This window comes from Candidatus Nitrospira allomarina (genome assembly GCF_032050975.1).
GTDB classification, from domain to species: Bacteria; Nitrospirota; Nitrospiria; order Nitrospirales; family UBA8639; genus Nitrospira_E; species Nitrospira_E allomarina.
Map to the genome: position 1 here is coordinate 3734565 of NZ_CP116967.1, position 12509 is coordinate 3747073.

Here is a 12509-nt window from a genome sequence, read left to right on the forward strand (position 1 = left end):
TGGTATCGCGAAGGACATCAACGGCCGATTGAGCCGATGCCTTTCACCGAGTCCCCAATGGTTTTGAGCGTCGATCTCTTATCTTGTACCGGGGAATCAACCGAAGGTGTTAATACGGCATCCAGGACAACATTCTCTGAGGTGAGTTTACCCCTTACACGCGGGCGAATCCCATTCGTTAAGAGTGTCACATGGCCACTCACGTCGCTTCCGGCTAGAGATCCTTCCAAATCGGTGACGTGGTATCCCACAGTAGACCTCGTGACCAGACCGGTGAGGTCCAAGGGGCCGATATCGGGTAAGCTGGCTGCCGTCAGAAAGTTCAAATCCCTGAGATTCTTTCCTTTCATGAGAATCTGCAGCGTAAATTCTTCGGCTGGATGAGGAAGAATAAGGTGGCCGCTCAATTCCACTAACGCCTCCGGGACATCCAGCCGGACATTCATGGGCCACAATCCCCTGTCTTTCAGGAGGTCCATCATCGAACCGGTTGACGATCGAAGGCGAAATGATGTGCTGTCAAATATCCCCTCGGCATAAAGGCGTAACGGCCCACCGTCCACAGTTTCAACTTTCAAGTTTGAAATCACCTGCACCGGGACGGGATGATCGCCCTCCCGATGAAACCTGACCGAGAGTTTTTCCCCATCGACTCGAACAGTAGAATGGTTCACCATGTCGGAAATTGTGTGACCCACACTAGAAAATTCCGCATCCAGGTTCACAACATTCTCGGTGAGGTCTACGAATCCCACCTCGGGGAAGAGATGTTCGTACCGGACATGGTCAAGGGACACGTTGCCGGAAAGCGTCGGAATCGTCCGGGTGGCATCCAATTGAAACCTGCCATGAAAATCACCGTATGCGGATTGCTGATCCAGAATGGTTCCTTGAACATTTTCCACCTTCAACCGACCCGCTTGAAGTCCGGCTGTAAAGGTCAGACCGGCCACATTCAGTCTTCCATTTCGAACTTGGTTGATCACCATGTTCAGATCAACATCAATCGCGCGCATCCCTTCAGATGGAATGGCACTCTCACTTTCATCCTCCGGTCGGGAAAGTTGAGTCCAATCAATTTGCTTCGATGTGAAAATCCCCGTGAGATAAGGCCTGGCCTTCTGGAAATTCATTTCCAGAATTCCCGACAAATCGCTGTTTCCAAACCGACTGCGAAAATCACTCACTTCGTACCGGTCACCCTTCTTCGTCAGCTGAGCCCTGAGAGCATACGGACCAACAGGAGGAAGATCGGGATCAAGCTCACTGAGCCGACGTCCTTTGAGGGAGACAGCCAATGCCCCCGTCAGATCAGGCCCGCCGGTTTGTAAAAAACCTTTGGCTTCCAGAAAAGCCCCGCCGACTTGAGCTGATATCGACAGGGGCCATGTCGTTCCCGGTGTGGCCAGATCAATCAAAGAAGTTGTCGCCAGTTTTAAATTCACAGTACTTTCCCGATACGCACCTTGAGCAACCATTGTCACCGGACCCCCTTTTGTCACACGCAGGGATCCTTCTCGCAAAACAACCGGGGTGCCGGCTTCTGGCGTTGGGTCGGAAAACCCGAAGGTGGTGCGACGGTTGTGAAGGTTCACCGTCAGCGAGTTCAAGAGTTCCGGCAACAGGCCACCACTCCCGTTAGCGGTGAGATCAAAGTCTGTAGAGCCTTCGATAGTCATCGCGCCCCCAAGAGCCCGAAGAGCAGAACCATAGTTCAAGGATCTCACCTTCGCTTGAAGCGTAGCTTGTGCCTGAGGCGGCTTGAAGTCGACCGTTAACCGGGCTTCCCCCGTCCCTCCGAAACTTTTCATTTGAATAGGATCAAGAAGCACCTGGCCTTCCCCTATGCCGGCAGTAAAAGACAACGAACCAAGATCCGCCTCGCCGAGTAAGAGCCTTGCGACCGTGACATCCAGATCGACATCCATAGGCGGAGACGCGGGAGGAAGGGAAAGCGGTTCCTCCAGGGAAGATGCGGGTTTGGATGAGTGTTGAGGTGTAAGAGAGGTCAAGTCATGTATCTGTAAGGCATTGAAGGTCAAGCGACCGCTTATTTTCTGCCCTTCATCCCCATTCTGTATCCGCAATTGTCCACCTAGATCCGAGGCCCCCAACGTTCCACGAATTTCATTCAAGTTGATGACATCGGGAGTTTTCACGACGTGTCCTGCAAGCATGACCGGGGGAGAATCGGGAAGGTCAATCTGCAAAAGTTCATTCAGCACACTCAAACGGTCCCCCTTTATCTGGACCTGGAGTTCAAACGCCTGGTCGGAGTTCGCCTCTCCAACACTTCCTTGTATAGATGCAGATGCTCCTGTTGTAGACAGCACCCCTTCGACCGGCCAGGCGTCGGTCCAGGTAAACATGTCCATGATAGAGCCGCCAATCAGCTCAATCTTGACGGGGCTGTCGTGGTAGGCTCCTTCCAAAGAAAATGTGCTATGCCGGTCGTCGGGAGCAATGATTAATCCCCGATAAATCCACACGTCAGTCGTTTCCTCAGCAGGGTATGGCCGGTACAAAATTCGGGAGCGTTCGATGATGATTTCCCCTCTTTCTGCGAAAGTCATGAAGTCCGAGGGAACGGCCCGTGAGAACATGCCCGGTTGAGTGTCCTTCCGGAAAGTCCAGTTATCTCGATCTTCGGACCCTTCTTCCAAAAGAAGTTCCGCTCCTTCCAACGCAATATTTTCAATCTCCAAATGGCGCCGGAGAAGGGGTCCCAAGGACAATCCGATTTCAAGTCGGTCGGCTCGAAATAGATGTGGTTGAGAAGCCCAGGGAGGGTTAGCAACATATACATCTTCTAGAATTAAAATAGGTTGCAGGGAGAAGGTGAGTGAGATCGGTCCTTTAATCTTAACGGGTCGCTCCATGGCTGCGGAAAAACCCGCTTCCAAAGACCCTCGATAGACGTCCTCTTCATAAAAGGGGAAAAGGATATAGGCGAGGGCAATCAACACCCCAATCAGAAAAACACTCCCAAGCCCCAACCACAGAAAGCGACGACGCATTGTTTCCTTTACGAATAAGTGCCTGTTTTACGTGGGATCGTTTTTCCGGACGCAACAGCCTGCAACTTGAAAAGCATGAATCTCAAGGTTATCAAACGATAAAAATTTCCTGACATGAGTTTTTTGACTCACTCTGCCCCTATCACGTCACACACCTTCGGGGGTTCCAGACCGGGCACAGTCAAAGAGACCAACAAGTGCGGGAGCGAACAAATCCAAGGAAGTTGGGTTGTCAGGGAGACAACGTGATACACGCAGCCCGCGAGAATGGGGTGACAAAAACCCTTTGTGAAGGCAATCAGGGAGCACTGAATACGATTCGCCTCAAGGTCCCTTCTCCTAACCGCCGATCAATACCTCGATAAAGAAAAAATCCCATAAAGGCCAGCCCGATGCATATCACCTTAGCGAAAATAATAGGAAGATCCTTCTGCTCCCACACATCCATGAAAGCCGCACCCAACAGACCACTTTCCCGAAACGCATGAAACATTTTTTCAGCAAATAAAACCAGGAAGGTGCATCCACTATACACGATGGTCCGATACAGAGCAGCCGCACCGAGGGAATGATGAGCATCAAACCTGGTGCCCGCTCGGGTTTTACCCAACAGGACCACAACCTTTGCAACAATGAGTGCGCCGACCAATGCCGTGGAGAAGGCGTAAAACTCGATATGATAACCCTCCAACATCAGTTTTTTTAGAGTCAGGATGACGCCGAAACAGAAGAAAAAATACAGGGTCACTAAACCGACTTCTTTAATTTCATGTTTGACCGTTGAAAGCATCCCCATGAATTATTCTCCGTGTAAGTGTGCGTCTTGTCCTGCAAGTTAAACCAAAGTACCACGACCATCGATGGTGAGCATCAGATAACATCAGGATGAAAAGTCCCGTCGGATTGTGTGCACATGGCGATCCATGACCCCTAGGGCCATTTTTAAGTGTGTCTCTGCACGCAGCAAAACACATCCCTGCCAATGGCAGTTTATGAAGTTGAGCCAGGTAGGATTGTGGGGAGAAGCAACTTAATGGCCTCGGCAATCTCGCGACTGAGATCCTCAAGATTCTGACTCATGGCCTCAACCAGCGCTTCATAATCCTGGCTTGTGGGATGATGGGTCACATGCGTTTTCCTTGTGGTGAAGACTGTTTGTTCATCTCCATCCAAAAGGCTCCACCGTGCTGACAAGACGGCCTCCCCTCCCCTGGTCCCATCAAACTGCAAGATATCCACAACAATTTGGTAATCCACGGGAGTTGTTCTCCTCCACGGATACTGTTCGATCCGATCCGTCGAAAGCATGGCTGAGAGATTTTCCGCCAGGACGTGAGACACATTTTCGCTCAACGGTTCAGCCCATTTATGAAATTCCGCCAACTCGACCTCATGCCCACCCGATTGAGTCACAATTTGCGGCCGGTCCAAATATTTTGGAAGGGTGACCGGCCCCAATCCAAAGGACAGGCTTGAGGCTTTCGTGTCTGATAAGCCTGAAACGGAGGATGGCGGCAGGGCTCGCAACAAATAAAAATGCGAAGGTTGACTCGTCCCGCACCCCAAGATAGTCAGAAGGGTTACGCAGGCCACGATGATACGGAAACCATGTATGATGCTGTTCATGTCCACCTCATTCAATGTTTCCCTTTGACTAATGCTTCAGGATGTTGTTCGAGATAATCGGCCAAAACCCGAATAGAGCGGGCGGCAGCAGACAGCTCCTTCAGGGCACTGTTCATATTCACCGCAGCAGGTGAATTGGGATCAATCTGCTGTATTCCTTTCTGGACCATCACCAGGGTGTTATCTAAATTCGTCATCAGTGTATCAACCTGCCGGTCAAGACCCTCAGTGAACTTTTCCACATTTCCTAATGCTGCATTAAGATTGTGGACGGCTTTTTGCGTGTCGGGAGAATTGACCAAACGGTTGCCGCCTTCGACGGTTTCCAGTATTTCCTTGGCAATTTTATCAAGAGGCAACCGTCGAACTTCTGCCATCACATCGGTAACCGTTCGTCGCAATTCATCCATCGCTGCGGGTACTGCCGGAATCTCCGGATATTTTCCGGACATAATCAGCTCTTTCTCTGGAAGATTCTGGTGGAAATCAAGCCCGACGAACAACTGTCCGGTCAGCAGGCTCCCGGTCAACAGTTGAGCTCTCAACCCGCGTTTCACCATATGCTTTATGATAGCGTATTGATCCTCTAATACGTGTGATTGCACAACCTGTATGGTGGTGATTCGTTCCGGCTGGATCTCGATAAGCACGGGAATTTTAATTTCAAGCGTCTTAGGGTCAAGCTTGACCGCGATATCGGAGACGATCCCGATTTTAATTCCCCGGAATTCCACAGGAGCCCCGACGCTCAAGCCCCTCACTGATCCATCGAAATTGATGACAAACGGACGCGTCATGACATATTTCTCGTCTTGAATACTGGTAAAATTCTCAAAAAGTTTAAAGGCCGTGCCCGGTTGGCTGGGCTCACCCGACCCTCCTGCGGTTGCCGGAGTATCGAATGCAATTCCTCCGGTGAGGAGGGAGGAGAGCGATTCCATCTTCACATCAAGGCCTTCTGCCCCAAACGATACTTCAAACCCGCTTAACTGCCAGAATCGGCTGGTATCCCGTACCCGCAGATGATGCGGGGCTTGAATGAAAATATCAATCAACACACCCTCGCCTTCCTTGTCCAAGGCATAGTCAAGAACACGTCCAACCTGAATATCGTGATAAAAGACCGGGGCACCGGGGGCACTCGATCCCAGATTTTCCGCCTGCAATTGGAATTGAGCCCCTTGGTCTTCCCGTGTCACTCCAGGTGGTTTCTCCAGTCCCGTGAATGTTCGAGCCGAAGGTCCAGGTCTGGGATCCATGGCAATATAGGCTCCGGACACTAATGTCTCAAGCCCCGAAATACCGCCTAATCCCAGCCGGGGACGGACCACCCAAAACTGGGCATTTTCCGTGAGGTGAGGCTCAGCCTGTTTGCCGAGTTCTGCGGTCACAACCACGTGAGAGAGGTCATGACTGATATGCACGGTTTTGACGGTTCCGACCTCAATGGACTTGTATTTAATTTTGGTTTTTCCGGTTTCCAACCCGGCCCCATCTTTAAAGGTGATGGTGACCGTTGGCCCCTTTTCGGAGATGGTTTTGAAAATTAGCCACCCTCCGATAAGAGCCGCAACGATAGGAATAATCCACACGATGGAAATCCCGCGCTTTTTTTGTACTGTGGCTTTGGGCAAATCCTCGAAATCGCCAGGATTGAATTCCTTGTCCTTCATGATTTCTCCTCTATGTTGTCCCAGATCAATCGGGGATCGAAACTCATGGCGGCAAACATGGTCAAAATCACCACTGCGGCGAATGAGATCGCCCCCGGCCCGGGTTCAATTGTCGCCACGGCATCAAGTTTTACCAGGGCAATTAAAATCGAAATCATAAAAATATCAATCATGGACCACCGGCCGACCACCTCGGTCATCCGGTATAACTTTGTCCGTTGGCTTGGGCGCCATTGAGATTTGTATTGGACAGAAAGCAACAGATACGTCAGCGCCAGGAGCTTTAAAACCGGCACGGTAATGCTGGCGAAAAATACCAGCAAGGCAATCGGCATCATTCCGGCATGAATGAGTTCCTTGACCCCGCTCAGGATTGTATCCGCTTCGCCTTTCCCAAACGAAATCACCGTCATCACCGGAAGCAGGTTGGCCGGGATATACAAAATATAGGCGGCAATCAATAGGGCCCACGTGCGCGAAATACTATTGGGTTTTCGCAGGTGAAGATGGGCCTCGCAGCGAGGGCAGATGGCCTCCCCCTCACTCAATAGTGGGGATATTCGACTGAGTTGATGGCAGGCATGACAACTCATGAGCCCCGACCGGGCTGCGGTGGGGCCGCTCACGCAATCTTCTCCATTTTTTCCCAAACCGCATGGGTGTCCAGTGCAGAGTCGGCGGCAGCCAGGGTCAGGATTAAGGCGACAAATGAATAAATCGCCACACCGGGAACCAGATTGGCCAAATCCGACAACTTCACCACGGCAACGATCACTCCCAGCAAATATACGTCCATCATGGCCCAGGTCCGGCAGTGCTCAACTATCCGAAAGACCAGCGCGGCGTGCCACGGTCGCTTGTTGAATTCCAGCGGCCCAAGAACGTATAACATGCCGAGGATTTTCAGGGCTGGAAAAATGATACTTGCACACAACACCAGAACCCCTAACGCCCACATTTCCCGGTCAAAGAACTCCCTCACCCCTGTGGATAGAAGGCTCTCCTGAACACGGCCATTGAGCTCGAATGTCATAAACGGGAAAACATTCGCCAGGGTAAAGAAAATGAGACTGGCCAAGGCCAGGATGATGGTATGTTCGAAACTATCCCGTTTTTTCGCATACAACGATGCGCCACATCTCGAACACCTGGCCCGCTCACCATACTGTAGCGGGTGAATACGATGAAGAAGATCGCATTCATGACAGGCAATTAAGGTATGGAGGGCGGCCATGTCATTCCCGTTCGATCCGGCTGGAAACACATCATCTCCACTGTGCGTCCTCAATGGAATGTCCCATCGTGTCGCTGATGCTTGTAACACATTCGAGAAAATTTTTCACCAGCAACTGGCCACCAAACACAAGGCATTCGGCACGAATGGGACTATTAAAGCTTGATTGCGGCCTTGGATAACCTCCCATAATATAATGAAGGATTAACCAGGATAAGCCAAAAACACCCCCAAGCCTTTTCACCAAAATACGGTTCCGGACATGAAGGGATCGCTCGAGAACCCCAATGTCCTCATATCGCCCTTACTCAACGAAGGGTTGGAGATGAACCCGGATTTTGGAAAGGAGAAGCCCGTACGGAAACACGGACAAGAGGCAAGAACGCCGCTGACGGACTTTTTCCCCACCCTGCTAGAGAGAAAGAACGGACAGTCCCCACCCCGCAAGGTGAACCATGCCTAAAACCATAGCTCCCCGATAATCCGTTTGAGACTTTTCCGAGCCATGTTACATGTTCAAGGTAGATTCAGCATTCAGAAGCAAGGCTACAAGTACACCACAGAAAAATTCCCCGGAAGCCATTACCCTATCAAAACAGGCTTAAATGCGTTCTTCCTGATTGTCCAATCCTGTGTTAAAGCGGGCCTCTGGTGACACTTTGGACCACAAGGGTTTTATCATCAAAGGTGATGGTCAGCGACTCCCCCTTGTCCTGTGAGGTGCTCTGAAGATCCATATACGAATAGGTCCAGATGTGAATATGTCCCTCATGCGTCTGGGTTTTGAGGCGGGCGACGGGCTCTCCAAGCAGGGTTAACACCTCATCCTGAGTGGTGGTCTGCGGGATGATTTCTTTTTCGATTCCTATGGGTATCGGTCTCTCACCCATCTCATAGAGATAGGCTGGGTTTTGCGCACATGCGGCGAGGAGAATCGTGAGAACGAATGACCATGTTTTTTGTAGCCCATACCTTTGTCTGTTCCTAAAATCAGATTTTTCTCGTAGCATCATGAAATGTCTCCCACAAATATAAAAATCTCATCAATCCTTTCCACCCAAGGCCATGCGGCTCTCTCAACCGATTCGGACCGGGGACCAACCCTTCTCAAAAAATTCGACCTACCAACTTGACCGTATTCATCCTGTTACAGAGCACAGGAAGAAATGTCCATCCAAACGCCGACCTCTTAGAGGACGCTCCTAAATCCTCTCCCCATTATCCTGGCGGGCTGTATTATGAAGCATCCCTTTGAGTTTTGCATCCTCAATCGGGGGACCTATCCTATTTCCTATGATAGACTCTGCAAAATGCCTGGGACCGGATGTTGAGGTTTTGCGCACCCGCGGCGTGTATTGACCCTGCGAAGCAATTGGCGGGAGAAAGTCTTTTCACAGATGTCCCGCAAATCTCTGTGTAACGATGAAGAACTCTCGAGACCAGCCATCCCCTCGAAATTCCGGACTGTTGCCAATGGACCAATCGCGTCGGTTTTGTGGCCTTTCCTGCCAAAGTGGAAAGACTCCTTTGCCGGCAAACTTTCTACGTCAAAAAATTCTGACCTGAAGGTACGCTTTTCTTCCCCTATCGACCATTAGAGCGCCACAAAAAACAGATATGCCAATACACATGAAACCTCCCTCTTTCGCCATTCGGAGAAGACACCGATGCCTATCAAAAGGATGAACTTTGGGTATTTGCTAGGAGGTCTGTTGTTCCTGTTGCTCTCGGTTGCCATCGCACGAGAAGCCGGGGTCACGAGTGAGACCCGGCGTTTGTTCCTTGAGCCCGCTCTTTGCCTCATGCTCCTAATGGGGATATGGAGCCATGTGAGTGAAAAAAAATGGTTGATGGTCGGAGGAGGAATTCTTACCGTCAGTGGGATCGCGACTGCCACCATCGACTATTTCTTAGACATTCCTGAGCTTCAGTTTGTCAACATGGCCATCCTATTTGTGTTCTCTCTGTTCAGCACCTGGATTGCTTCCCGACATTTGCTCCTTTCAGGCCCCATCACCCTGAATAAAATCATTGGCGCCATCTGCATTTATCTCCTGATCGGACTCAACTGGTCGGTGATTTATCTTATCATCAACATCGCCAACCCGAACTCGTTTCACGGCCTGACATCCACGGCGGTAGGAGTCCAGTTTTCAGAATTGCTGTATTACAGCTATGTCACCATTACCACCTTAGGCTACGGCGACGTGACCCCCATGAAGCCGATCGCCCGCACTCTCTCCTATCTCGAGGCGATCGTCGGACAATTTTATGTTGCCGTCTTGGTGGCATGGCTGGTCGGCATGTATCTTTCCGATAAGAACAATAACGGCAGAAAGCCCTAGGGCATTTTTCGACCTGGAATTGCCTGTTCGCCGTATCTTCGCCTGAGTACTTTGTCGGGGCTTCCATCCCGGGCAAGCCCCACAAACGAGAATCATCCAAACTTCCAGTTCGCCCTCCTCACACAGATCGCAGGTAATGCGGGGGACGCCGTAGATACGGTCACTGGTCTCATGCTATTACCACTCCTTTATCCAAAATACGACCGGTTTACGCGCGTCCGATCTGCTTTCGAACCCATTCATGTACGACCTTGATCATGTCCGGGGTGTGCTCGGAGAACACATGGTCTGCACCTTCAATTTGGACGAGTTGCTTAGGTTGATTGGCTCTTTCAAAAATGTCGAGCGAGTCCTGGAGGGGAACAAGGTCATCCTCAGTTCCGTGGACAAGCAGCCAGGGGACCCGTATCGACGGAGCACAGGTGACGACGGTTCCGATGGCCGCGGTATCGTCGATGAAAGTCTGGGACAGCGGGCACGCCGGGTCGCCCCACATGAAGCCCACGCCCGGGGTGACGTCGCCGAACTCGCGCTGCGCGAATGCTTCCGTATGGACCATACCGGCGAGTGAAACGAGTCCTACCAGGCGTGTGTCTTGGCCGGCCAGCAGAACGCCGACGGCTCCGCCCATGCTGTGGCCGACATACAGGACCTTCCATCCGTCGAGCGCGTCGAGCACGCTACGCAGGTCCGCCACTTCCTTGGAGATCGTGGAGTCCTCGAAGCAACCTTCCGAATTACCGTTGCCGGAGAACGACAGCCGGAGCGACGGAATTTCGTCGTATGACAGACCTTCTGCCAGCGCGACGACACACGGGCGATCCTTATTGCCCGTGACCCCATGCCCGAGAACAACGATGACCTTCCGACTTGTATCGCCCGGATGGAAGGTGTAGTCGATCTGTTCACCTTCGATGTTGCGAATGGTTCCGAACATGATTCCTCCTGTAATCCGTAAATATTTTGATGATCATCACCGGCCTTAGATCGAGCCCTACCTGCTAGCCGAATCACGCTTCTTTTCGGCGCGCCCGCTTGGAGGTCTCTTCTGAGCAGATCGACGACGATCCACTTTGTTGGCGCCTTCCACTCTCTCACTGAGCTTTGCCGCGGTACAGCTTGAAGCCTCTGTAGAGAAGCGCGCCGGCGATCCAGGTGAGGACCAGGACAAGTGGATAGGCTAACAAGCGCGGGAAGAACGCGAAGAGAATCCCCAACGTCAGTAGCATCACCCCCGCCGTCACCGTGATACGCGCTTCGCGGGGTTCGAGCACACGCCGGTTCGTGAACGCCGCGCCCACGGTGTTGGCGAGGCGGAGAGCGCCTGCAGCGGCACGCCCGCCACTTCCTCCGCCGCTGGAGAGTATGGGATGCAGGTGGCGCGGCTGTTTCGGCGCGCGCACTTTCCGCTGAGCATCTAAGATCACCTCAGTCGCATTCTCCAAGTCCTGCAAATACGTCTGCTCCATGAGGCGCGCGAAAGGTTCGTCTTCAACGACGACGTCCATCTCGCAATTGCCTAGCCAACTGGCGAGGTTGAGATTCGTCGAACCGACCCGCGCCCAATGTCCGTCAGCGACGGCCGTCTTCGCGTGCAGCATCGTCCCGTTCCACTCGAAGATTCGCACACCCGCTTCCAGCAAAGGACGATAACCCGCTCTGGACAAGAGCCTAAGCAGCGGAATGTCGGTTGCGTCCGGCACAAGCAGGCGCACGTCAACCCCGTCGCTCGCTGCCGCACGCAAGGCTTGCACATAGGATGTCGTCCCGGCGTAATACGCATCGACCAACCAGAGCCGTTTCTTCACAAGGGCCGCCATCAGGAGATCGACGCGAAACATCCCCGCCGTCGCCGGCACGCTCGCCACCACGCGAAGGGCCGTTTCGCCTTTCTGCGCGTGCACGTCCGGTTTGACCAGGTCGGGCTCAGGGATCGGCTCTCCCATCATCCCCCAGACCTCTGCGAACGCCTGTTCAATGACAGCCACCGACGGTCCGCGCACTTCCACGCCGGTATCGCGCCACGGTTCAATCTTCTTTTCAGGCACACCGACCCACATCTGCCCAACGCACAAGCCGGTGACAAACCCCACTTCGCCATCCACCGAGATCGTCTTGCGATGGTCACGACTGAGCCAGCCAAAAGGTGAGTCCCAGCGTGGCGGGTTATAGCCACGCACTTCCACGCCGCCCGCGCGCAAACGATTCCAAAAAGCGCGCGACGCTCTACCGAATCCGCCCATCCAGTCGTAAATAAGACGCACGCGCACGCCTTCCTGCGCTTTACCGACAAGCGCATCGGCAAACATTCGACCCGCATCATCTTCGCGAATGATGTAGTTTTCGAAGTGAATGTACCGTTTCGCCCCGCGGATTGCCTCGAGCCACGCCGGATAATTCTCGCACGCGTCTTGGAGCAGTCGGATGGTGTTGCCTTCAATCAGGGGTGCGCCGGCGGCGCGCGAGAAAGCCTGGTTTGCAAGTGAGCGAATGGGTAAAATCGCGGCGCGCTCATGGTTGGGAAGTTGTACGGCGGCGCCCATGGTCAGTGTCCCTTCACATCATCGCCATTGACGGCGGAGTTCGCACTATACGTGGAAGCTTGTTCCCGATA

The 12509-nt window shown here is 52.5% G+C and carries 10 protein-coding genes; 1 reads left to right on the top strand and 9 read right to left on the bottom strand.

What is annotated here, in order from left to right; all coding sequences use genetic code 11:
- Positions 1-17: 17 nt before the first annotated feature.
- The 7 genes from PP769_RS16580 to PP769_RS16610 form a co-directional block, all read right to left on the bottom strand.
- On the bottom strand, positions 18-3017 hold the full coding sequence (locus tag PP769_RS16580; RefSeq protein WP_312642189.1) for an AsmA family protein: 3000 nt from the start codon (positions 3015-3017) through the stop codon (positions 18-20).
- Between the two features lie 298 nt (positions 3018-3315).
- Complete coding sequence (locus PP769_RS16585) at positions 3316-3813, bottom strand: hypothetical protein (RefSeq protein WP_312642197.1); 498 nt, start codon at positions 3811-3813, stop codon at positions 3316-3318.
- 194 nt (positions 3814-4007) lie between these two features.
- Positions 4008-4643, bottom strand: coding sequence for a PqiC family protein (locus PP769_RS16590; protein ID WP_312642199.1), 636 nt, complete (start codon positions 4641-4643; stop codon positions 4008-4010).
- Between the two features lie 11 nt (positions 4644-4654).
- Complete coding sequence (locus PP769_RS16595) at positions 4655-6316, bottom strand: PqiB family protein (RefSeq protein WP_312642220.1); 1662 nt, start codon at positions 6314-6316, stop codon at positions 4655-4657.
- A complete protein-coding gene (locus tag PP769_RS16600) occupies positions 6313-6942 on the bottom strand; it encodes a paraquat-inducible protein A (RefSeq protein WP_312642228.1) in 630 nt (209 codons plus the stop codon). Before PP769_RS16600 ends, PP769_RS16595 begins: the two co-directional genes overlap by 4 nt.
- On the bottom strand, positions 6939-7580 hold the full coding sequence (locus PP769_RS16605) for a paraquat-inducible protein A (protein ID WP_312642230.1): 642 nt from the start codon (positions 7578-7580) through the stop codon (positions 6939-6941). Before PP769_RS16605 ends, PP769_RS16600 begins: the two co-directional genes overlap by 4 nt.
- A gap of 605 nt (positions 7581-8185) precedes the next feature.
- On the bottom strand, positions 8186-8563 hold the full coding sequence (locus PP769_RS16610; RefSeq protein WP_312642232.1) for a hypothetical protein: 378 nt from the start codon (positions 8561-8563) through the stop codon (positions 8186-8188).
- A 654-nt stretch (positions 8564-9217) separates the two neighbouring features.
- Here PP769_RS16610 and PP769_RS16615 point away from each other — a divergent pair.
- Entirely contained in the window at positions 9218-9895 is a 678-nt protein-coding gene (locus PP769_RS16615; RefSeq protein WP_312642234.1) for a potassium channel family protein, read from the top strand.
- A gap of 208 nt (positions 9896-10103) precedes the next feature.
- On the opposite strand, the gene PP769_RS16620 is transcribed toward PP769_RS16615, so the two are convergent.
- Both PP769_RS16620 and PP769_RS16625 read right to left on the bottom strand, forming a co-directional pair.
- Positions 10104-10832: an alpha/beta hydrolase gene (locus tag PP769_RS16620; RefSeq protein ID WP_312642236.1), complete on the bottom strand. Its 729-nt coding sequence runs from the start codon at positions 10830-10832 to the stop codon at positions 10104-10106.
- Positions 10833-10989: 157 nt separating this feature from the next.
- Positions 10990-12438 carry a phospholipase D-like domain-containing protein gene (locus PP769_RS16625; RefSeq protein WP_312642238.1) on the bottom strand — a complete coding sequence of 483 codons (1449 nt, stop codon included), beginning with the start codon at positions 12436-12438 and terminating at the stop codon, positions 10990-10992.
- Positions 12439-12509 lie beyond the last annotated feature (71 nt).